Source organism: Roseibacterium elongatum DSM 19469 (assembly GCF_000590925.1).
Taxonomy (GTDB): Bacteria; Pseudomonadota; Alphaproteobacteria; order Rhodobacterales; family Rhodobacteraceae; genus Roseibacterium; species Roseibacterium elongatum.
On sequence record NZ_CP004372.1, the window covers coordinates 3339848 to 3361750 of the forward strand.

The 21903-nt window shown below is 62.6% G+C and carries 21 protein-coding genes and 1 pseudogene; 13 read left to right on the top strand and 9 right to left on the bottom strand.

Going from position 1 to position 21903, the window contains the following annotated elements; all coding sequences use genetic code 11:
* Positions 1 to 110: 110 nt before the first annotated feature.
* Together ROSELON_RS16200 and ROSELON_RS16205 are read right to left on the bottom strand one after the other, a co-directional pair.
* A complete protein-coding gene (locus ROSELON_RS16200) occupies positions 111 to 458 on the bottom strand; it encodes a hypothetical protein (protein ID WP_025313348.1) in 348 nt (115 codons plus the stop codon).
* Positions 459 to 517: 59 nt separating this feature from the next.
* Positions 518 to 1696 (bottom strand): deoxyguanosinetriphosphate triphosphohydrolase, encoded by a 1179-nt coding sequence (locus ROSELON_RS16205; protein ID WP_025313349.1) that lies wholly within the window; start codon positions 1694 to 1696, stop codon positions 518 to 520.
* A gap of 142 nt (positions 1697 to 1838) precedes the next feature.
* On the opposite strand from ROSELON_RS16205, the gene ROSELON_RS16210 reads away from it, so the two are divergent.
* The 3 genes from ROSELON_RS16210 (at position 1839) to xth (ending at position 3501) form a co-directional block, all read left to right on the top strand.
* A complete protein-coding gene (locus ROSELON_RS16210; protein WP_025313350.1) occupies positions 1839 to 2165 on the top strand; it encodes a HesB/IscA family protein in 327 nt (108 codons plus the stop codon).
* A 79-nt stretch (positions 2166 to 2244) separates the two neighbouring features.
* A complete protein-coding gene (locus ROSELON_RS16215; RefSeq protein WP_025313351.1) occupies positions 2245 to 2646 on the top strand; it encodes a SpoIIAA family protein in 402 nt (133 codons plus the stop codon).
* A 72-nt stretch (positions 2647 to 2718) separates the two neighbouring features.
* On the top strand, positions 2719 to 3501 hold the full coding sequence (gene xth, locus ROSELON_RS16220; RefSeq protein WP_025313352.1) for an exodeoxyribonuclease III: 783 nt from the start codon (positions 2719 to 2721) through the stop codon (positions 3499 to 3501).
* 114 nt (positions 3502 to 3615) lie between these two features.
* Here xth and ROSELON_RS19265 read toward each other — a convergent pair.
* Positions 3616 to 4587: pseudogene (locus ROSELON_RS19265) on the bottom strand (AbrB family transcriptional regulator); the annotation flags it as partial.
* A gap of 270 nt (positions 4588 to 4857) precedes the next feature.
* Here ROSELON_RS19265 and ugpB point away from each other — a divergent pair.
* The 5 genes from ugpB to ROSELON_RS16250 all read left to right on the top strand — a co-directional run bounded on the left by ugpB (position 4858) and on the right by ROSELON_RS16250 (position 9856).
* The gene (gene ugpB, locus ROSELON_RS16230; protein ID WP_025313354.1) at positions 4858 to 6180 is read left to right on the top strand and encodes a sn-glycerol-3-phosphate ABC transporter substrate-binding protein UgpB; all 1323 of its coding nucleotides are present in this window, start codon (positions 4858 to 4860) and stop codon (positions 6178 to 6180) included.
* Positions 6181 to 6259: 79 nt separating this feature from the next.
* Positions 6260 to 7141 carry a sn-glycerol-3-phosphate ABC transporter permease UgpA gene (ugpA, locus tag ROSELON_RS16235; RefSeq protein ID WP_025313355.1) on the top strand — a complete coding sequence of 294 codons (882 nt, stop codon included), beginning with the start codon at positions 6260 to 6262 and terminating at the stop codon, positions 7139 to 7141.
* On the top strand, positions 7141 to 7989 hold the full coding sequence (ugpE, locus tag ROSELON_RS16240) for a sn-glycerol-3-phosphate ABC transporter permease UgpE (RefSeq protein ID WP_025313356.1): 849 nt from the start codon (positions 7141 to 7143) through the stop codon (positions 7987 to 7989). Before ugpA ends, ugpE begins: the two co-directional genes overlap by 1 nt.
* A 3-nt stretch (positions 7990 to 7992) precedes the next feature.
* Complete coding sequence (locus ROSELON_RS16245; protein ID WP_025313357.1) at positions 7993 to 9045, top strand: ABC transporter ATP-binding protein; 1053 nt, start codon at positions 7993 to 7995, stop codon at positions 9043 to 9045.
* Positions 9046 to 9196: 151 nt separating this feature from the next.
* Complete coding sequence (locus ROSELON_RS16250; protein ID WP_025313358.1) at positions 9197 to 9856, top strand: Crp/Fnr family transcriptional regulator; 660 nt, start codon at positions 9197 to 9199, stop codon at positions 9854 to 9856.
* Between the two features lie 189 nt (positions 9857 to 10045).
* Here ROSELON_RS16250 and ROSELON_RS16255 read toward each other — a convergent pair.
* From ROSELON_RS16255 to ROSELON_RS16275, 3 genes are all read right to left on the bottom strand, one after another.
* Positions 10046 to 11145 (bottom strand): IS3 family transposase gene (locus tag ROSELON_RS16255; RefSeq protein ID WP_156945632.1). Its coding sequence is split into 2 segments (ribosomal slippage): positions 10046 to 10893 and positions 10893 to 11145, totalling 1101 coding nucleotides; the frame shifts between segments, so codons are not numbered across the junction.
* Between the two features lie 420 nt (positions 11146 to 11565).
* Positions 11566 to 12135, bottom strand: a complete 570-nt coding sequence (locus tag ROSELON_RS16265) for a hypothetical protein (RefSeq protein WP_245605371.1) — start codon at positions 12133 to 12135, stop codon at positions 11566 to 11568.
* Positions 12136 to 12497: 362 nt separating this feature from the next.
* Positions 12498 to 13445: a tyrosine-type recombinase/integrase gene (locus tag ROSELON_RS16275; protein WP_025313361.1), complete on the bottom strand. Its 948-nt coding sequence runs from the start codon at positions 13443 to 13445 to the stop codon at positions 12498 to 12500.
* A gap of 249 nt (positions 13446 to 13694) precedes the next feature.
* Here ROSELON_RS16275 and ROSELON_RS16280 point away from each other — a divergent pair, with 249 nt between their 5' ends.
* Complete coding sequence (locus ROSELON_RS16280) at positions 13695 to 14267, top strand: hypothetical protein (protein WP_156945965.1); 573 nt, start codon at positions 13695 to 13697, stop codon at positions 14265 to 14267.
* A 1017-nt stretch (positions 14268 to 15284) separates the two neighbouring features.
* Here ROSELON_RS16280 and ROSELON_RS16285 read toward each other — a convergent pair.
* Genes ROSELON_RS16285 through ROSELON_RS16295 form a run of 3 tightly spaced genes read right to left on the bottom strand, consistent with a single transcriptional unit; the run spans position 15285 to position 18446 of the window.
* Positions 15285 to 17333, bottom strand: coding sequence for a hypothetical protein (locus ROSELON_RS16285; RefSeq protein ID WP_156945966.1), 2049 nt, complete (start codon positions 17331 to 17333; stop codon positions 15285 to 15287).
* A gap of 46 nt (positions 17334 to 17379) precedes the next feature.
* Positions 17380 to 18096 (bottom strand): LrgB family protein, encoded by a 717-nt coding sequence (locus ROSELON_RS16290; protein ID WP_025313364.1) that lies wholly within the window; start codon positions 18094 to 18096, stop codon positions 17380 to 17382.
* A complete protein-coding gene (locus tag ROSELON_RS16295) occupies positions 18093 to 18446 on the bottom strand; it encodes a CidA/LrgA family protein (protein ID WP_025313365.1) in 354 nt (117 codons plus the stop codon). Before ROSELON_RS16295 ends, ROSELON_RS16290 begins: the two co-directional genes overlap by 4 nt.
* Before the next feature lie 136 nt (positions 18447 to 18582).
* On the opposite strand from ROSELON_RS16295, the gene ROSELON_RS16300 reads away from it, so the two are divergent.
* From ROSELON_RS16300 to ROSELON_RS16310, 4 genes are all read left to right on the top strand, one after another.
* Positions 18583 to 19122, top strand: coding sequence for a YecA/YgfB family protein (locus tag ROSELON_RS16300; RefSeq protein ID WP_025313366.1), 540 nt, complete (start codon positions 18583 to 18585; stop codon positions 19120 to 19122).
* A 168-nt stretch (positions 19123 to 19290) separates the two neighbouring features.
* Complete coding sequence (locus tag ROSELON_RS16305; protein ID WP_025313367.1) at positions 19291 to 19695, top strand: helix-turn-helix domain-containing protein; 405 nt, start codon at positions 19291 to 19293, stop codon at positions 19693 to 19695.
* Positions 19692 to 19859, top strand: a complete 168-nt coding sequence (locus tag ROSELON_RS18490) for a hypothetical protein (protein ID WP_198020769.1) — start codon at positions 19692 to 19694, stop codon at positions 19857 to 19859. Before ROSELON_RS16305 ends, ROSELON_RS18490 begins: the two co-directional genes overlap by 4 nt.
* Positions 19860 to 20003: 144 nt before the next feature.
* Positions 20004 to 21101, top strand: a complete 1098-nt coding sequence (locus tag ROSELON_RS16310) for a flavin monoamine oxidase family protein (RefSeq protein WP_245605372.1) — start codon at positions 20004 to 20006, stop codon at positions 21099 to 21101.
* The last annotated feature ends 802 nt before the right edge of the window (positions 21102 to 21903 follow it).

Consider the following 21903-nt stretch of genomic DNA (forward strand, 5'->3'; position numbering starts at 1 on the left):
TCGACCCTAGCGATAACCCGTAAACAGTCCAACGCCCGAAAACGCAGCGCGGTTCCCATCCGGGTGGCAAACGCGGGCGTGCCGAATGGCCATGCGGGGGCTGTACGGGTTCATTCGCAGGCGAGGAAACGGTCTTCCAGATCGCCGCTGCGCATCACCAGCGCCCCATCTCCGTCGAAGCGCAGGACGACCGTATCGGCCGTCGGCCCCGAGCCATAGTCACAGGTCAGGGTGTATTGCACGGCGCCGGCGGGGTTATCTTGCGCGACAGCGTCGGACAGGGTGCAGGGCGTCTCGTAATACGACACTTGAGTGCCCTCGATCCGAAGGGCGACGTTGCCGGCCTCGCCCGAGCAGTAGCCGTATTCGTAGGTGCCATCGAACCCGTCCGCCGCACTGATGGACGGCACGATCAAGGCCGCAATGAACGCGGCGCGAAAAACTGGAAATCTGGTCATCTCGACCTCCCTGTGATGTCAACCTTGGGTCATGCTGACACGGAGGCCGGGCCGCGTAACTAGAGGTTTTCCAGCGCGCGCGTCACCGTCACCCCGCGGTCGGGGAACAGCCGGGCGTGGACCTGCAAGGCGAACCGGTCGGTCATGCCCGCGATGTAGTCGGACACGATCCGCGCCAATGCGGTCTCGTCACCGGCGACCGCCTCGACATCCTTGCGCCACTGGCGCGGCAGTTCCTCGGGATGGGCCATGAAAAAGGGGAAGAGGTCGGCCACGACCTGCGTCACCTGCGCCCGCATCGCCACGACCGAAGGGGCGCGATACATGCGGTGGAACAGGAAATTTCGGATCACCTTGAGATCGTCGAAAACCGGTTGCGAGAACTGCACAACCGAACGGCCCGCGGCACGGATATCGGCTACGCTCTGCGGGTCGAGCGCGGCGAGGCTTGTCCGCGCATAGGCGATCACGTCCTCGACCAGCACCCCGAAAAAGCGGCGCAGCGCCTCGTGCCGGCGGCGATAGTAGTTCAAGCCGGGATAGCGACGATCCACCTCGGCGAAACAGTCGCGCAGAATGGGCAACTCGGCCAGTTCGTCGGTCGAGAACAACTCGGCCCTGAGACCGTCATGCAGATCATGGTGATTATAGGCCACGTCATCGGCAATGGCGGCCACCTGCGCCTCGGCGCTGGCATGGGTGGACAATTCCAGATCGTCCCGGCCGCAATAGGCCGCCAGCGCCCAGGGCACCGGCTCGGGTACGGGGCCGTTATGCTTGGCGATCCCCTCGAGCGTTTCCCAGGTCAGGTTCAGCCCGTCCCATTCGGCATAATGCCGTTCCAGATGGGTGACGATGCGGATCGCCTGCGCATTGTGATCGAACCCGCCAAAGGGGGCCATCGCGTCCCGCAAGGCATCCTCGCCGGTATGGCCGAAAGGCGGGTGGCCAAGGTCATGGGCCAGCGCCACGGCCTCGGTCAGCTCCTCGTCGAGCGTCAGGGCGCGGGCCATGGTGCGGGCCACCTGCGCCACCTCGATGGAATGGGTCAGGCGCGTGCGGAAATAATCGCCCTCATGTTCCACGAACACCTGCGTCTTGTGCTTCAGCCGCCGAAAGGCCGAGGCATGGATGATCCGGTCGCGATCGCGCTGAAAAGGCGAGCGAAAGGTGCTCAGCGCCTCGGGCATGAGGCGTCCGCGACTGGTCGCCGGATCGCTGGCATAGGGTGCACGCATCCCCTTGATCCCCTTTTCGTGGTCGCGCCCCCTGCCCGGAACGCGCCGCCTTGTTTGCTCTTGAGCGTTCTCATATATTCGATGGACCGAAATTGCGACAGCCGAACGCCCGAGGAGCCTGCGCATGACGCTGACCCTGACCCTGACCGTGCCCCCGAAAGTCACCGACCGTGCCTTTGCCCGGCTGGCCGAGATCAACGCCGCCACCGACGCGCCCAAGGCGTTGCGCGTGGCCGTCGAGGGCGGCGGATGCTCGGGCTTTCAATACGAGATCAAGCTCGACAACCCGGCCGACGATGACCTGGTGCTGGAACAGGACGGGCAGAAGGTGGTGGTGGACAGTGTCTCTCTGCCGTTTCTGGCCGATGCCGTGATCGACTTTTCCGAGGAACTGATCGGCGCGCGCTTTACCATCGACAATCCCAACGCGACCTCGTCCTGCGGCTGCGGCACATCGTTTTCGATGTGACACGCTTGACCGGGGTCAAGGCCAGCGACCGGCCACAGCGGCAGGCTGTGCCGGTGACACCATTCAAAGGACGCCGCGCATGACCACCCCCTTGTTCCACGCGACCCGCGAGGCCGACGATCTGCTTGTCCTGGAGGTGCAGGGCAGCATGGACGCCCGCGCCATGGAGGTTGCGCTGACCCTGCTGGTCGACGAGATGGAGGGGCTGCATCACGGCGCGTGCCTGATGCGGGCGGAAGGTGTCGCCTGGCCCAGCCTCGGGGCGATCGGCGTCGAGATCCGGCATTGGGTGCAGATGATGGCGATGGTCGAAAAGCTGGACAAGGTGGCGGTTCTGACCGACGAGACATGGGTGCGCGCCATCGCTGCCGTCGAATCGGCGCTGATCCCCAACCTGGTGATCCGCGCCTTTGCCCCCGATCAGGAAGAGCGCGCGCGCGCCTGGCTGGCCGAGCCGCTGAGCCAGGACGCCACCGCCTGAGCGGTAGCGCAGCGGGCTTGGCAAGGGCGCGCGGCGCGGGCAGAAAGGGGCAAAGGAAAGGGGGGGCTGCCGATGCGCATCGCGACATTCAACATCAACGGCATCAAGGCGCGGGCCGAGGCGCTGTGCGCCTGGCTGGACGAGGCCAGCCCCGATGTCGCGCTGTTGCAGGAGATCAAGTCGGTCGACGAGAATTTCCCGCGCGATCTGTTCGAGGATCGCGGCTACAACGTCGAGACCCATGGGCAAAAGAGCTTCAACGGCGTCGCGATCCTGTCGAAACTGCCGCTTGAAGACGTGTCGCGCGGCCTGCCCGGCGACGACGCGGACGAACAGGCCCGCTGGATCGAGGCGACGGTGACGGGTGACAGCCACTCGGTGCGGATCTGCGGCCTTTATCTGCCCAACGGCAACCCGGTGCCGGGGCCGAAATACGACTACAAGCTGGCCTGGATGGCGCGCATGCAGCGCCACGCCGCCGGGCTGCTGGACAGCGAAATGCCCGTGGTCATGGCGGGCGACTACAACATCATCCCGCAGGACGAGGATGCCGCCAAACCCGACGCCTGGACCGAGGATGCGCTGGCCCTGCCGCAAAGCCGTGACGCATTCCGCCGGATCCTGAACCTCGGCTTCACCGAGGCCATCCGCGCGCGCACGGCCGCGCCGGGGCTCTATTCGTTCTGGGATTACCAGGCCGGCGCGTGGCAGCGGAACAACGGCATTCGCATCGACCATCTGCTGCTCAGCCCTCAGGCCGCCGATCTGATGACGGAGGCCGGCATCGACAAGGATGTGCGCGGGCGCGACAAGCCTTCGGATCACGTGCCGGTCTGGATCGACCTCGCGGCCTAGGTCAGCCCTGCCCGCCACCCTGCCCGCCACCCTGCCCCTGCGTCGGTCCGAGGCGATGGCGATCGGCGTCAGAACCGACAGGAACAACAGGCGATAGACGTGATGCGCCGCCGTCAGGGCCGTATCCGTGCCCAGCAGGATGGACAGGGCCGCCATCGTCTCGAGGCCCCCTGGCGCAAAGGCGATCAGCAAATCGGTCAGGGGCAGTCCGGTGAACCGCTGTGCCAGCAGCGCCATGGCCAGCGTCACCGAAACCGACAGCGCCGTCAGCACGCCCGAGGCTGCGGCCGCGCGGCCCAGCAGGGCCAGGGTCACGCCGGAAAACCGTGTGCCGATCAGACTGCCCATGACGACAAAGGTGGGGATTGCCACCCAGGCGGGCGGCCCGCCCACGACCCAGCCGACCCCATGCGCCAGGCCGGACACTGCCATGCCGCCCAAGAGCAGCGCCGCGGGCCAGTTCAGGCGCTTGAACACCAACCCGAGCGCCGTGCCCGCCGCGCCAAGCGCGATCAGGGGGCCAAGGCCCATCGCATCGCGACCAACACCGCTCATCGACAGGTCCGCGTCGCTCAGCAGGGCGACCGCCAGGGGCACGGCCAGCGTCAGCAGCAGCACACGCAACGACTGGATCACCGCCACGACGCGCACGTCCGCGGCCACCTCGGTCGACAGCGACAGAACATAGCTCAGATGCCCCGGCATGGCGGTCAGCCGGGCCGTGACCCTGTCGAAGCCGAACAGGCGCTCGACGCTCCAGCCGCCCGCGAAAACGATGACCACCAGACCCAGAGACAACAGCGCCAGCGGTATCGGCCAGCGCGGCAGGGCCGCAACGACATCCGGCGTGATGCCGGCCCCCATCGCCAGCCCGATCAGCACGAAACAGGCATCGCGCAGCCGCAAGGGGATCACGGTCTCGCGGCCGGCAAGCGAAATCAGCGTCACCGCCGCCGCAGGCCCGGTGAGGAACGGGGCGGGCGCCCCGACCAGCCAGCCTGCCACAGCCCCGATGGCGCCGGCCGCCAAGGTGACGGCGACGGGGCGAAGCTGGGCGAAAAGGGCAAACCGGGTCTGGTGCATCATGCCTGTCCATGTCTGCTTGTCCGATCCCGACCGGCGCGGAACGCCGCCGGTCAATCTAAGGGCGATCCGACAGTCGCAGCTGTGCCTCAAGGTAGAAACAAGCGCAAGCGTCTGCAAAGTCTTGCAAGATGGCGCGTCGTTCGTAACATGCCTGTCACATAACAACGATAACCGCCACGTCGGGACATGCCTTCGCGCAGCCCGACCACCTGATTGAAACCAACAGGAGGGTCGCGCGCCACAGATGCGCCGACCTTGTAGGAGAGACACATGACCTTCCGTAATCTTGCCGCAGCCTCAGCGGCGAGCGCGATTGCGCTTTCGGCCGCCCTGCCCGCCATGGCGCAAGACCGCACCGAAGTCGATTTCTGGCACGCCATGGGAGGCCAGCTTGGCGAGCGCGTCGATCAGTTTGCGTCCGATTTCAACGGCATGCAGGACAGCTGCACGGTCAACACCGTGTATCAGGGCAACTATACCGAGACGATGACCTCGGCGATCGCCGCCTTCCGCGCGGGCGAACAGCCCGACATCGTGCAGGTTTTCGAGGTCGGCACCGCCACGATGATGTCGGCCGCCGACAACGGCGCCATCTACCCCGTCTACCAGCTGATGGAAGATGCCGGCATCGAGTTCGACGAGGCCGCCTATCTGCCCGGCGTGATCTCGTATTACTCGGACACGGACGGCAACCTGTTGTCGCTGCCCTTCAACTCGTCGACGCCGGTGATGTGGTACAACGCCACCCTGCTGGAAGAGAACGGCCTTGAAGTGCCCACCACATGGGACGAGGTCTGGGAAGCGGCCCGCGTGCTGCGCGATGCCGGTGTCCCCTCGCCCGTCGGCTTCGGCTGGCAGAGCTGGACCCAGATCGAGAACTATTCGGCCTGGCACGATCTGTCCATGGGTACGCAGGAAAACGGCTTTGCCGGCACCGACACCGAATTCACCTTCAACAACGAAGCGGTGATCAACCACATCCAGTCGATCGCCGATGCCGGCGAAGAGGGCCTGTTCACCTATGGCGGGCGTCGCGGCGACAGCCGTGGCATGTTCGTCAATGGCGAAACGGCCATGTGGATCAACTCGTCGGCCTATTACGGCGGGTTCGTGAACGACATCACCGAGTTCGAGTTCAGCCAGGCCCCCATGCCCTATGACCCCGAGGTCCGGTCCGAGCCGCAGAACTCGATCATCGGCGGCGCGACCCTGTGGGTTCTGCGTGGCGGTGACGAGGCCGAGAACAGCTGCACCGCGCAGTTCCTGGCCTTCCTGTCCACGGCCGAACAGCAGGCCGATTGGGCCGGGTCGACCGGCTATGTTCCGATCACCACCGCGGCTTACGAGTTGATGGCCGAGCAGGGCTTTTTCGACGAGAACCCCGGCACCGACGTGGCCATCGAGCAGCTGACGATGAACGAGCCCACCGCCAACAGCCGCGGCGTGCGCTTTGGCAACTTCGTCCAGATCCGCGACGTGATCAACGAAGAGCTCGAGGCCGTCTGGTCGGGTGACAAGACCGCCGAGGAAGCGATGAACGATGCCGTCTCGCGCGGCAACGAGTTGCTGCGCCGCTTCGAGGCCGCCAACTGATCCTTCGATCGCACTGGGCCGGGCAACCTGACGTTGCCCGGCCCTTTTCTATCCCGATGCCCCAGGGCAGGAACATCCGATGAAACGCGTCGTCTTTCGCAGCTGGTGGCTGCCCTATCTTCTGGTCGCACCGCAAATCGCGGTCACGCTGATCTTCTTCATCTGGCCGGCCTACCAGGCGCTGGAAAGCAGCCTTTACATCGAGGACGCGTTCGGGTTCTCGCGCAATTTCGTCTGGTTCGAGAATTTCCGCCAGCTCTTCGACGATCCGGGCTATCTGCGGTCGTTCCGCACGACGCTGATCTTCGGGCTGTCGGTGACCTTTCTGTCGATGTCCATGGCGCTGGTTCTGGCGGTGGCCGCCAACCGCGTGATCCGCAGCGCCACCACCTATCGCACCTTCCTGATCTGGCCCTATGCGGTCGCGCCGGCCCTGGCCGGGGTGCTGTGGTTCTTCATGATGAATCCGACGCTGGGGATCGTGGCCTACTGGCTCGAGGCGGGGTTCGGCTATGACTGGAACCATTACACCAGCGGCAACGAGGCGCTGATCATGGTGACCATCGCCGCCGCGTGGAAGCAGATCAGCTACAACTTCCTGTTTTTCCTTGCGGGTCTGCAATCGATCCCGAAATCCCTGATCGAGGCGGCGACCATCGACGCGGCCAGCCCCGCGCGCCGGTTCTGGACCATCGTCTTTCCGCTGTTGTCGCCCACGACCTTCTTCCTGCTGGTCGTGAACCTTGTCTACGCGTTCTTCGACACCTTCGCGATCATCCACGCCACCACCTCGGGAGGGCCGGCGGACGCGACGTCGATCCTGGTCTACCGGGTCTATTCCACCGGCTTCGTCGGGCAGGATTACGGCTCGAGCGCGGCGCAATCGGTCATCCTTATGGCCCTGGTCATCACCATGACGGTGATCCAGTTCCGCTTTGTCGAACGGAGGGTGAATTACTGATGGTCGAGAACCGTCCCGTCCTGAAGATCCTCACCCATGTCGTGCTGATCGCCGGCATCGTCTTTCTGTGCTTTCCGGTCTGGATGGCGCTGGTCGCCTCAACGCACCCCGGCGAGGCGCTGGCACGCAGCCCGATCCCGATGTGGTTCGGCGATCAGGGCGTCGAGAATTACACCCAGCTTCTGACCGGCGGCGTGCCGGCGACGGGCGGCGTGCCTGTCGCGCTGATGATGTGGAACTCGCTGATCATGGCGGTGGGCATCACGGTGGGCAAGATCGCCATCAGCCTGATGTCGGCCTATGCCATCGTCTATTTCCGCTTTCCGTTCCGTATGGTGTTCTTCTGGCTGATCTTCATCACCCTGATGCTGCCGGTCGAGGTGCGCATCCTGCCCACCTATGACGTGGTGGCGCAGTTGGGCATGCTGAACAGCCAGACCGGCCTGATCCTGCCGCTGATCGCCTCGGCCACGGCGACTTTCCTCTTCCGGCAGTTCTTTCTGACGGTCCCCGACGAGCTGGTCGAGGCCGCGCGCATCGACCGCGCCGGGCCGCTGCGGTTTTTCTGGGATATCCTGCTGCCGCTGTCGAAAACGAATATCGCGGCGTTGTTCATCATCCTCTTCATCTATGGCTGGAACCAGTATCTCTGGCCGTTCCTGATCACCACCGACCAGGACCTCTACACGATCGTCATGGGCATCCAGCGCATGGTAAACGTGGGCGAAGGCCTGCCCATCTGGCACCTGACCATGGGAACGGCGATCCTTGCGATGATCCCGCCCGTGATCGTGGTGATCGCGATGCAGCGGCTGTTCGTGAAGGGTCTTGTGGAAAGCGAGAAGTAAGTCATGGCAAAGCTGATCCTGAACAATGTGGGCAAGACCTATGCCGGCGGCGTGACCGCCGTGTCGGGCGCCAATGTCGAGATCGCGGATGGCGAATTCGTGGTGCTGGTCGGCCCCTCGGGCTGCGGCAAGTCCACCATCCTACGCATGATCGCGGGCCTCGAAGAGATCACCGAAGGCGAGGTGACGATCGGCGACCGCGTCGTGAACCGGCTGGAGCCGGGCGAACGCGACATCGCGATGGTGTTCCAGAATTACGCGCTCTACCCGCATATGTCGGTGCGGCGGAACATGGAATACGGCCTGCGCAACCAGGGCATGCCGCGCGACGAGATCGCCAAGCGCATCGCCGCCGCCGCCGAGACGCTTCAGATCACACAATATCTCGATCGCAAGCCGCGCGCCCTGTCGGGCGGTCAGCGTCAGCGCGTCGCCATGGGCCGCGCCATCGTGCGGGAGCCCGCCGTCTTCCTGTTCGACGAGCCCTTGTCGAACCTCGACGCCAAGCTGCGCACCCAGTTGCGCGCCGAATTGAAGGACCTGCACACACGTCTCGGCGCGACCTTCGTCTTCGTGACCCATGACCAGGTCGAAGCGATGAGCCTTGCCGACCGCATCGTGATCATGTCCGAAGGCAAGGTCGAACAGATCGGCACCCCGATGGAGCTGTACCGCAGCCCGGCCAGCCGCTTTGTGGCCGAGTTCATCGGGGCGCCCCCGATGAATGTCTTCCCGCTCGGCTCGCAGGCCGGCCTCGCGTTGTCGCACCTGGCCGCAGGGCACCCGCCCGCGGCGGCAATGATCGGGGTCCGGCCCGAGGCGCTGCGCCTGTCCCATGACGGCCCCGAAGGCGTGGTCATGCTGATCGAGGCGCTTGGCGCCGAAAACCTGATCCACCTGCGCCTTGGCGAGGATCGCGTGATCCTGCGCGCGGGCCACGAGGGCACCCATGTGCGCGAAGGGCAAACCGTGCATCTGGGCGGCGACGCCGACGCCATCACCTTTTTCGACGCCGACGGACGTCGAATGGCACCTACCGCGCTCGCAGCGCAGTAGGCGCGGCGCAGATTTCCTCGAGGAAATCTGCCCGGAAATCTCTAGATTTCCGGCCCCCTGCCGCGCGCACGGCGCATTGATCAGCGGCGGTGATTGACCCCGGCGTGATGCAACGCCATCTGGAGGGCAGACACAGAGAAAGACGCGCCGCATGACCCAAGACACCTGGATCACCCGTTTCGAAGGCCTCAGCCGGCTCGAGCCGCGCATCCAGGACATATTGCTGTCGCGCTCGACCGTGATCGACGTCCCGGCGGGAACGGTGCTGTTCGGGCCGGGGCGCGCCCCGCAGAACCTGCTGCTGCTTCTCGAAGGCACGGTGCGCGTGCAGCAGATCTCGGACACGGGCCGCGAGGTCGTGCTCTATCGCGTCACCGCGGGCGAAAGCTGTGTGCTGACCACGGCCTGCCTGCTGGCCTACGAGGATTACTCGGCCGAGGGCGTGGCCGAGACGGATATCCGCGCGGCCGCCATTCCCCGACAGGTGTTTGACGACCTGATCGCAGCCTCCAAGGCGTTCCGCAACTTCGTCTTCTCGGCCTATTCAAAGCGCATCACCGACCTGTTCCACGTGGTCGAGGAAATCGCGTTCGGCCGGATGGATATCCGCCTTGCTCAGAAGCTTCTGGAGCGCGCCGAGGGTGATACGGTCAAGGCCACCCATCAGCAATTGGCCGCAGAACTCGGCACCGCGCGCGAGGTCATCTCGCGCCAACTGGGCGAGTTTCAGCGTCGCAATTGGATCGCGCAAGCGCGCGGCGCCGTCGAGATTCTCGACGCCGACGGGCTGGCAAATCTCGCTGCAAGCTGAACGGTGACGTGCGTCGACAGGGCGTTTCCCGGATGTCCTCGGCCCCGAAGCCTGACCTGCGCCGCGTCATGTGCATCCCAAAGGGCCAACCAACACCAGCTCGGCAACCGGCGAGCCTTGCCGCCAAGTCTGACCTGAGACCCGACTTCCGTCCAGCCTTCAGGAGAATCCGTCGGTTGATTTCTGGCCTCATGCGGCCTTCGTTTCCAGTCTCGATTTCATTGCAAACTCCTGCGGCGTGAGATTGCCCAGGGATGAGTGGGGTCTGTTTCGGTTGTAGTCCTCCTTCCATGCGCCGATCTTTTCACGGGCTTCGGCCAGCGTTGAGAACAGGGTCTCGTTCAAGAGCTCGTCCCGGAAGCTGCCGTTGAACGATTCGATGAAGCCGTTCTGCATCGGCTTTCCCGGCGCGATGTAGTGCCAGCCGATCCGCGTTTCCTGGCACCATCTGAGCACCGCCATACTGGTTAGTTCCGTGCCGTTGTCGCTGACAATCGTTCTGGGTCGTCCGCGTCTGGCCATGATCGCTGACAGCTCTCGTGTGACCCGCAGCCCCGAAAGCGAAGTGTCCGCAACCAATGCCAGACATTCGCGACTGAAGTCGTCCACGATGGCCAAAACCCGGAACCTGCGTCCATCTGTAAAGGCGTCCGAGACGAAATCCAGGCTCCAGCGCTCATTGGGCCGTTCCGGAACCAGCATCGGCCTGCGTGTCCCGAGCGCCCGTTTGCGACCGCCGCGCTTCCTCACCTGCAGCTTCTCCTCGCGGTAAAGCCGCCTCAGCTTCTTCAGGTTCACTTGCCAGCCTTGTCGTTCCAGCATCACATGCACCCGCCGATAGCCGAACCGACGGCGCTCGGCCGCCACAGCCTTCATCGCCTTGCGTAGATCGGCATCGTCCGGGCGCACGCTTTGATAGCGTACGCTCGACCGATCCGCCCCGACAACTGAACACGCCCGCCGCTGGCTCACCTGGTGCGCTTCGCACAGATGCGCCACGGCTTCCCGCCTGGCCGCGGGCGTCACCATTTTTTTGATGCAACGTCTCGCAGCATCGCGTTGTCCAGCATCTGCTCGGCCAACAGCTTCTTCAGCTTTGTGTTCTCGTCCTCAAGCGCCTTCAGCTTCCGGGCATCCGACACTTCGAGCCCACCAAACTTCGCTTTCCATTTGTAGAACGTGGCCGAGCTGATCCCATGTTCCCGGCACACATCCGCCGTCGCCAGGCCGCTCTCCTGCTGCTTCAGGATCGCGATAATCTGCTCTTCGCTGAACCGTGATCTCTTCATTCCGTCCGTCTCCTTCGTTGGGACGGACTCTACCTCAAAATGGATGAGGAAACGGGTCTCAGGTCAAATTCAGCGAAGGCAGAGCGAAAATTTCAAATCTCCGTTGCTACTACGCTGATTTTAAGAAAACCGCAGACATCCTGTGCGTAGCGGGCGCCTACAGCATCCGTGATGCCGTCTGTGCTGCTTTAGAGAAACCCCAAGATTTTTGAGGCCATGGTCTAGGGCCGCAAGCATATCTCATCCGAGCCAGTCAGGCTACGGATCAGGCCGACAGGGGAAGGCGGACAGGTGCTTGATCATTTCGGTCGGGCCCCGCGGCATCATTGACCTTCTCAAGCAAGATACCGGAGCCCAGCCTCCAAGCTGACTTTTTCAGGAATGACTAGCGGAAAAGGACGGCGTCAAGACCGACCTTTATCATGGCTGAATATGCGCGAGCTCTTCCCGCTTCTTTCGCGGCTTTCGCTCGATGGTCGCAGGGTCTAATTCCTGCATTGTCAGCTGGGCGTTTACCCGGCGGGCCGCACGGCCAGCGCGGAACCACTTCGACGCCGCGATCATATTGAAGCGCGGGCGCCGACGCCCCTGATCCGGCTTGGATGCCTCCATCAAAACTGCGACCATCTCATCGATACGATAGAGACCGCCTGACACAGGCAGTGGCATCTTGCGCTGCTGGAGCGCCTGCCGCTTCACTTCCAGCTTCTCAGCCACATCGGCCAAGCTCACCAGGTCCGGACGGACCTCTCGAAGGGTGGTGCCTGCGGGGAGCGCCTTGATCAGCACCCGCGCCGCATCGAGGATCACACTCTCTGCGTCATCGCCTTCGGCCTCCAGCTCCACTCCCAACAGGCCGGCCACGCCAGTGCCAACCAAGGCGTCCTCGAACCCGGCCTCGAAGACGGCGTCAGACAGCGCGAATGCATCGTGCTTCCCGTCCGGAAGCGCGAAAACCAGTTCGAATTCGAATTCCTCAGTCATCGGCATGTTCGTCGTCCTTCTTCTGAAGCTTTACGCAGGCAAGAGCCTTCTGCCGGAGTTTCTTGGCATGCTGCTGTGGGTTCTTCGGCGTCGACCAGACGGACATCTGGCAAAACAACCCACAGCGACAGTCCTGATCATTGGCCGGACACCGCAGGATACCCCAGCAGTGCCCTTTCCCCTCGACCACACCCCACCCGAGCGCCTCCAGCTCCTGGATGACGCCCTCTATTTCCTTCGACGTGTGCTTCTTTCTAGGCAAGAGATACTCCCTGACCTTAAATTGTCAACCGACAAGTTAAAGTGTCGGCATGTTTGAGTGTCTTGGATCACAAGTCGGCAGAGATTGTCATCGCCTCATCAACGCATCACGCGGCCAGAAGGTCGCTCTCGAGCTTCTCAAACATGGCCGCGTCCTCATCAGGGCTCTCGAACAGGTGCCCGTAGACATCCATCGTCATGTTGATCGACGCATGGCCGAGCAGCGTCTGGATCTTCTTCGGGTTCCAGCCTTGCTCGATGAACAGCGAGGCGGCCGCGTGGCGCAAGGCATGGATTCCGAACTTGGCATCCCCGTTGTCGTCGGTGATGCCGTTCTCGACCAGCATCGGCTTGAATACGCGATTGTAGATGTTCGAGTAGTTCTGGATCTTGCCCGCCGAGTTCGGGAACACGAGCCCATCAGTTGTCAGCGTGCCGGATTTCTTCCAGTCCTCGAGCGACTTCACCACCGTCGGCGCCATCGGGATCTCCCTCTCCCCTGCCCTGCTCTTAGGCGCGCCGAGTTCGCCGAACTCGTCAGCGCGCTGCATCACCTTGATGATCTTGCGATCGAAATCGACAGCATCCCAGACGAGGCCGCGCAGCTCGGATATCCGCATGCCGGTGAAGATCGCGAGCGTGAACATCACCCGGTGGCTCTCCGGCGCTTTCGTGATGATCGTCCGGATCTCGTCTTTCGTCGGGATCACGATGCGCTTGCGGTCGCGCCCGTTGCTGCGCTTGACCTTCACCTCGGCCGCGACGTTGTGATCGATCCACTCGCGCTCGACGGCGTCGGAGAGGATTGCGCGCAGGCTCACCATGACCTTTTTAACGAGCGCCCGGGAAATGCCGTCGTCAAGCATGTCGTCCATAAAGTCGCGCACATCGGCACGCGTCAGCTCGCTGACCAGAAGACTACCGATCTTCGGTTCAATATGGATGCGGGCGTGGCTACGGTAGGCCTTCATCGTAGATCGTTCGAGCCCGTTGCGTTCACAGGTCCTGAGCCAGCTCTCGCAGGCATCGTAGACGGTCTTCTTGGACACACTCATTTGGCTTTTCTCCAGCTCGTCAGATGCTTACAGTATAGACAGCGACGAAGTGGAATGCGGGATGTTTCCCAGTCCGCATGCGAAAAACCCATGCCTTTTAACTGACACACGTAGAAACTACGCTCATTTGAGATCAGCGCGTTGCCCAGAATTCTCGGTTACATCCTCATCAGCGACGGGCCCAAGCCACGGGGCAGGATTACTGACTGCAAAAGAGCCCAGCCACAGATTGAAACGCTCAAGAGGGTCATGAGTGGTTTGGGAGGCAGTTTTCCGTTGCGCCATGAGTATCGGCGGAAAGTCAAAAGGTTGAGTGACCTTCCTGTTCTGGCAGGGGCACTTAGAGAACTTGACGGAGATAATAGCGGTCGTGTTGTGGTGGAGTGTCTTACACGCCTGCTACAGAAAGCGGACATGCGAGATCGTGCTCAGTTCCTAGATGACCTGATGCAATACCATGGTCTTCTATACGGCGCTCTCCAAAAGCGTCGGCTAGTTGACTATGATCATGACGGGCTCATGCTATTGATGACGAAAAAGCCCGGCAAACGCGTGATCGCTGATGACCGCAGGCAGCCCAAGCGAAAAAGAGATACAACGCAAGCCACCTCGGCATCAAAATTGGAGAGGAAACGGTTGTCGGCGCGCGATACGGAGACGCTGGCGAAGATCAAGCAGGAACTTGTCGATCAGGGAGGACCAGCGACGCTCAGAGCCATCGCCGAAGAAGCCAATGCACGTGGGCTCCGTAACCAGAGAGGCAACGAATGGACAGAAGCTGCGGTCTCTGCCCGGCTCGCTGCGCTCTCTCGAGAGCAGTAGCATGACTTGGGGCTGGCTGAGCCAGCTCAGGGCTGGCTCCCCATTCAAGACTGATGTCGGACAGCACCCGACGCAAGAAGACAGCCAGGCGCGACCGCAGCTGTCCTCGTCGCGGCAGAACGCCCGCCGACGGACAGTCACCCTTTCGCGCGCTAGTGGCGCTACCAGCGCTCGTCGCGAGCACCGGCTCCTCACGGTTTTCGACGTCTGCGCAGGGATTTCGACGTCGGTCCCGACGATACCATGGAGCATGAGGCACCAATGGACGACAACAATCAAGACCAGCCAAAGGCAGCGCAAACCCGGGAGTGTATGGACGGCGCGATTGATGGCATGCTTGCGTCAGACGCCTACTTCGGCCGTCCTGAATGCCGGCAGCGCGACATGACGCGACTTAGGCGCGGTTGTCTTCCAGCCGCACCGGATCGGGGCGCAGCGCGCCGAACACTGGAAGCACTGAGCGCCCAGTGTCGTCCATCGAGGTCGCGGCGACCTTCTGGTCGTTGGCAGCGAGGTAGGCTTTCCGGATGTCTCGTATGGTGAGCGCACTCTCTCTCGATCGCTGCCGCAGGATCAGATCACGTGCTTCTGCCTCGGCTTTAGGTTCGCACCGAAGCCATCTGCGCGCGCAGCAGTCGGCACATTGGACGGAGGGGCATCGGCGATAATGACCTCGGCATTCGCGACGTATTGGACGATTAATTGACTCACCCGACGAGAAAGTGACGCCGATTTCTCAAGCCTAACCCCTCCTGCAAGCAGCACGCGAGGGGCCGCAAGACATGTATTCCGTCCAAGTATCGCAGTGAAAAACCCTACATGGCTTGGTTGGCCTTCCGTGTCGTTCCTCTGCCACCCATTTACTGGGGAACACACTATATATCTTTTTCCTTCTTCCTTTCCCCTTACCTTGTGCCTCCCTGATATCTGAAGAGAGCACAAGCGAGACATGCGTCAGACGACGTCACCACCAGCGCCGTCGCCGCGCCTTTTCCTCTTCCCGTCGCGCCGGCACGGTCAGAACTCTCGCCACTGTCGGTGAAGCTGGTCGAGGGCGCGGCCGACCTGCTCGTTCATCTCCGGCCAGTCGACCAGCCCTCGGCCTTCGTGGTCGGTGTTACGCGGTCTTGGTTTCGTGCGCTCCCTCTCTTCCAGATATTTCGCGCGCTGGCTGAACTCGACACCATAAACGCCCCGCGTCCTCATCTGTGCGATCGTCCGGTTCACCTCATCGGCGTCCAGATCACTGGTAGGCAGGCGGAAGACAAGCAGGTCCCGGATCAGCGATCTGAACTTGTATCCTTTCAGGTCGCCCACCCTCCTGAGCCCGGCTTCCTCGAGCGCCTCCAGCGATGTCAGCGTTACCTCGATCCGGGCGCGCCGCTGTCCGCCGGGTAGGTTGAGGAATGTGCCCTTGGTCTTGTTGCGCCTGTCACCGATCTTGTGCTGGCTATTCGTGCGTTTCCTGCCGTTCATGTGGCCTCGGTAGATCGTGGCGTCGAGGTAAAGATCGTTGCCGGGTTTCGCGTTGAGCAGGCTCAGCCTGACATCCGGTTCCTTGATGGCGCGGTCGGAGTCCCAGCCGCGCTTGGCATCTGCAAAAACATACCGAGTTCGCTGGTTTCCTGCTTCCTCATAGACCTGCCGCTGGTCGATCGTTCGGGGTGCCGAGCCGTCCGAAACGTCGAACGCGGTCGGTGCCGACCAGACGTGCCGCTGCATTAGCCCGACGAGCTGCTCGCGTATCTGTAATGCGTCCTGCGGCGTGAGTTTCTTGTGAGGATACAGATCGACCGACAACTCAAGCTGAAAAAGTTGCACCTCGCCATCTATCCCGGAGCAGCTCTCGATCGTGTCGAGGATGGTTCGGAGCATCTTCGGCCTCGGATCAAACACCGTTACCGCAAAATTCCATCCGGTCGGTTCGGAAATGGGGAGTGTAGGCAGGCTTGCGTGATGATCGGTCGCCGCGCCGATCTTGGTTCGGTCCTCGACGTGCACATTCGCGCCCGCCAGCGTGATAGCGCTCCTCAAGGCCTGGTCAGATGTGCAGTTCCTCGTCTTCACGATCAGGGCGATCCTGTCGATCAGCGCCTTGATACTCACCGTTCCGGCGATCCTGTGGGTCGGCCTGAACACGACGCGGCCAGCGAGATCGGCGCGCACCTGAGACCCAGGTCGCGACGGCTGGACTGGTTCAATCCTGTAGCGCAACACAGGCGCCGTGTAGGGCGGTGCAACACCTCCCCGATACTCCGCTTCCTTGTTGGCCGAGGAGTAGACAAGCGGGATATCGAACGTCTCCGGGATGGCGACGACAGGGGTGCCGCTCCCCACCTGCGTGGCAGCGGTGCCTAGAGGCGTGGCAGCGGCTTGAGGGGCGATGCCCCGAGCGGCAGGTGCAGACGCCTGTGTGGCGGCCACAGGCGCTGTTCTTGCGCCCTGACCACTCTTCGCCGTGTCGATCGCCTCTGCGAGCCGCTTGAGCCTCGGAGATGCCTGGACGGTCTGGCCCTGGAACAACACCTGGCCGGCTTTGACTTGGCCCAGATAATCCTCGAGGATGTGGCGGAGTGATCGTAGATTTGCCGTGTAGGCGGAGGTCGCCTCGGCACCGTCGAAGCACTTGTTCCAGAACTTGACTACATCCTTGGTCGTGATCGGAGGCGCCTCAGCTGACCGGGTGGCGGACGTCCGGTCCGCCTGTTCCAGCGCCGCGAAAGCACAGGCCGCAACCTTCATTAGCCGCTGAGTGTCCGGTGCTGGACCGGGCCTTCCTTTCGCCCCCGGCATGCCGTCCCGAACCATCCATGCCCCGAATGCCACGAGTTCCCCCGACAATCGCAGCTCCCCAGACGCCTTCATTGCCGGTGTGACATCACGCTTCTGGCTATCGGCGTTTAGGACGGCCTGCACAAGCATCTGCCGATTCACCCGCTTCACGAACCCCATGGGATCGGTCGCATCTTCGGGGATGCCCTCCTCGAAGAGATCGCCAACGCCCCCAAGGAGCTTGCCATAATACAAGTCCTTCATGCCCCGGACACGGTTCAGCGGGTTCAGCAACTGTGTTTTCCTCATCTACACGATCCGCGAGTGCCTCCCCGCGCGCTCACATCAGCCACCGAACCAGCGCCGGCACGATCATGCTGGTGAGCAATGCGTTCAGCGCCATGGCAATCCCGGCATAGGCGCCGGCGACCTGGTTCACCTGGAAAGCCCGCGCCGTCCCGATCCCGTGCGCGGCGATGCCAACCGCGAAGCCGCGCGCTCGCCAGTCGCGGATGCGCAGGAGCGTCATCAGCGGCGTCACTGTCACCGCGCCGATGATCCCGGTCAGGATGACCAGCACCGCGGTCAGCGTCGGGATGCCGCCGATCGCCTCGGAGATCCCGAGCGCCACCGGCGCCGTCGTGGATTTCGGCCCGAGCGAGAGGATGATCTCGGTTGGCAGCCCGAAGCCGCGTGCCATAAGGATCGCGGAGCCTGCAGCGACCACGGAGCCAGCGAGCAAGGCGAACAGGATCGGGGCCACCGAACGCCGGATCATTTCGCGATTGTCCCAGAGCGGCAACGCCAATGCGACTGTCGCGGGTCCGAGCAGGAAATGGATGAACTGCGCCCCGTCGAAATAGACGTCATAGGTCGTCCCGCTCAGCCACAGAACGGGCGCGATCAGCAAAACGGACATCAGCACCGGGTTGGCCCAAGGGGGATAGCCAAGGCTGCGCGCCGTCCTGTCTGACAGGAGATAGGCGACGACTGTTGCCGTCAGCCACAGGAGGGGCGTGGCGGACAGGTAGCTCCAGAGGCTCTCGACGCCGGTCATGGTTGACGCCCTTCGGTCAGCCAACGCACCCCGAGGAAGGTGCCCACCGCGGCCAGCATCGCGAGCAGCGTCGAGACGACCAGGATCACCAGGAGTGCGACCCAGTCTTCGGATAGGACATCAAGATTGCCGATCACCCCGACCCCAGCCGGCACGAACATGAGCGACAGGTGGGCAAGGATGACACTCACAGAGGGCCTCAGCGTCGCCGCGAGGGTCGGCCGCGCGATCAGAACGGCAAGCAGGAGCGCAAGCCCCAGCACGGGCCCAGGGACCGGCAGACCGAAGCCCCGGGCCACGACTTCCCCGATCAGCTGGCATGTCAGGAGGAGCGCGAGGGTCGGGAGCATGGCACGGGTCCTTCGGCGGGCGTTTGTCCCCGGTATCTAGGCACCAGTTTCCCGACGAGGTTCAAGGGGCGTTGCGGATGGTCTTGTCCTTGAAGATCGCTATTCTGCGGCCCAACCGACCCTATCCACTTGGCGCATGATGATGCTCTCGCTTGAGGCCCTCGATACCTACCTGTCATCCGACGCTGCGCCAGACGACTGTATGTTACTGTCTGACCTCGACGGCTTCCTACATGGCGTGGCTTGCTCTCCTGTGCCGATCTCGTCGGAGGAGTGGTTGCCGGCGGCCTTGGGTGCATCTCCCGAACATGTGCCGAAAGACGTTCTTGATGCGATCCTGGCGCTTCATCACCAGATCTGTGCTGGCCTCGAGGAGGAGCCGCCGGACGTCGAACCCATGTTCTGGGAGACCAAGGACGGCCACATCATCGCGATGGACTGGTGCGAAGGCTTCATGCTGGCGGTGTCGATGCGCCCCAGGGCGTGGCTCCGGCTGACCGAGAGCGGGTCACACGGCCAGCTGATTACCCCCATCCTTTGCCATCTGATAGACGATGACGGAAACTCGGTGCTGGGCATACCGCAGGACAAGCTGGCCAAAACGCTGGACGAGGCGGCTAACGCCATCCCAGCCACCGTGATCGGCATTTTCCGGTTCTGGCGAGCGCAGACGTAACCGCGCTAGCTCCGGCCTCGCTAACAGACCCAGCTTCGACGCCCCCTCGGAGAGCAATGGGCCTCGTTGGGAAGTTCGCACCCGGGTTGAAGTCCAGCGCACTCCCAACAACGGCCTCGCTATAGCGATGACAGCAGCAGCGAGCTGCGCATTGTCATGGAGCTACAAATGAAAAAGGGCCACCCCCACGCCGACACCCGCCTTGCCGAGTTCATCTCCCGGCGCGTGCTGGAATTGAGACCGAAGAAAAGCCAGCGCGACATCGCGGCTGAGGCCGGCTTCGTGAATCCGAACATGATCTCTTTGCTCAAATCCGGCGCCTCCAAGGTGCCACTCGACAGAGTCCCTGCCCTTGCGCGCGCCTTGGAGACCGATCCCAAGCTCCTCTTCCTCATGGCGCTCGAGCAGGCCGGCGGCGAGACCACGCGCCTAGCCGCTGAGGAGATTTTCGGCACCATCGTCTCTCGCAACGAGGTGGCCTGGCTCGAGGAGATACGAGACGCGTCAGGCTACACCGATCCCGCGCTCACCAGCCGCGCGCGCAGTGCCATACGGGGGATCTTCGGAAAATGACCGATAAGCGCTTGGTGGACGGCGTCAGGCTGCCGGATGACAGCAGCCTGACAGACAACGAGAAAGCCTGGGTGGAATTCATCCGGTTGGCATCTGGAGGAAACGATCCCGCACCTACGCTGAAGGCAATACAGGCGCTGCGAAAAGCCTTGGAACCAGAATGACCTGTCCCATCGCACGTGGGCATCGCAATCTTCGGGGAGAATCACGCGAGCTGAGCATAGGTGAACAAGCACGCTCGGCGTGATGCGCCCCCTCTTGAGACTATGTAGCCCCCATGCCATCCGATCGGATCAATGGAGCGGAGCATGGCATTGGATAGCTTAGAGCGAGACATGGACATCGATGTCGCCATAATCGGCGGTGGCCTTGCGGGACTGGCGCTGGCGAACCGGCTTCACCGGGCTGGACTTGCCTTGCAACTGTTCGAGGCACGGCCCCATTTCGGCGGCCGCATAGCCGCGCTTCAGGACCAGCGCGGTCGCGTAGACTTGGGTCCATCCTGGTTCTGGCCCGGTCAACCTCGCTTCGCTAAACTCGTTGCTGAATTTGGCCTGCAGGCTTTTCCGCAGCACGCCACAGGCGATATCGTGCTCGAGGATGCTACAGGCACGGTGCATCGAGGTGCGGGTTTCGCTTCAATGGAGGGTTCGTTCCGGGTCGACGGCGGGATGATCGGCCTGATCGAAGGGTTGGTGGCAACCCTGCCGGCAAACAGCCTGCACCTGTCCTGTGCGGCCGAGGTGATCGGGAATGGCTCGGTCCATCTGTCAGACGGCAGACGCTGCTCAGCACGCCACGTGGTGTTGGCTATCCCGCCTCGACTCGCCTCAGGACTGAAGTATGAGCCGGCCCTCTCAAACGAGGCACAAAAAAGTCTGGCTGCGATCCCGACATGGATGGCAGGCCACGCCAAATTCGTCGCAACCTACGACCGCCCATTCTGGCGCGACAAGGGCCTGTCAGGCGACGCGATGAGCCGACACGGGCCACTCGTCGAGATCCACGATGCAAGTGGTGCCGACGGGAACCCTGCCGCACTGTTTGGCTTCGTCGGTGTGCCGGCAAACGCTCGCAAAGAACATGCCTCGAGAATCGAGGGAATGGCTCTAGAACAGCTCGAGCGCATCTTCGGACCCAAAGCCGCGCGTCCATTGCAGGTTGGCCTGCAAGACTGGGCTGGTGAGCGGTGGACGGCGACACCGGCAGATCAAGCGCCCGTTCAAGGGCATCCGGACTACAGGCTGCCGCCATCGCTCGTTGGAGCTGCAAATGGACGCCTCCACTTCGCCGCGACCGAAACCGCCCCGGAGATGGGAGGTCTGATGGAGGGCGCCTTGGCGTCGGCAGAGCGCGTATCGCGCGCAATCATCGAAGACATGCGTTCAGAGATGGCCCCAAGCTGATCCAGACCCCAAAATAGTTGTGGCTCGGCGACTTGACCCTCCGACCGCCGCGAAACTGACATGGCGTTCGCGCGATTCATGATGATTACGCCCCCAGTCCCCTGACGGGCCCGCTTAGAGCGACAACGTCCATGCAGCAGCGGGGAACACCTCCATGCAGCGCTTGGACTCAAACCGGTTCAATCACGCGCCCGGAAAGAGTGGGAAATTGCCAGATACTAGGAATGGCCAGAGCAACACCATCAGCCGGGTCGCCAAGCGAAGTCCTAGGAAATCCACCAGCGGCTCATGGGGATGCGTTCTGGCGCCACCGATCCCCGGCACACAAATCTGCCTCTGTTGGCCGAAGCGAGATTGCCGGACATGCTCCACCTCGTGATGCCCAGCTATAACATCTGTCGGGAAAACAGCACCATTTGACGTCAACTTGTGTCAACTCTTCGACCCCGAAATGTAAACCTTCATGTAAACTTAAGCGGCCATTTCCGCGGAAGATGTCAACTTATCGTCGCCTGCGCGACAACTGCAACGTCAATAAAACTTGGCTTTTTGAGCGGTAAGTTGACAGATTTCACCAAATGCGCGTTTTTGGGCTTCTCGTGATTGACAGGTATCACGCGCCTGACGGGCCTCACGTGTGGCGAACCACTGTGCCGGTATGCAACGCCGAAGCGTTATACAGCGTGTTGATAGCATGCCTCCCGCGTGGCGCAGGATGCGATCACGGAGGAAGAGTTGGCCTGCGCGTGGATCATTTGGTCTCGCACTGCGTCACCGCAAATCTGCCCCGTCTCAACGATCT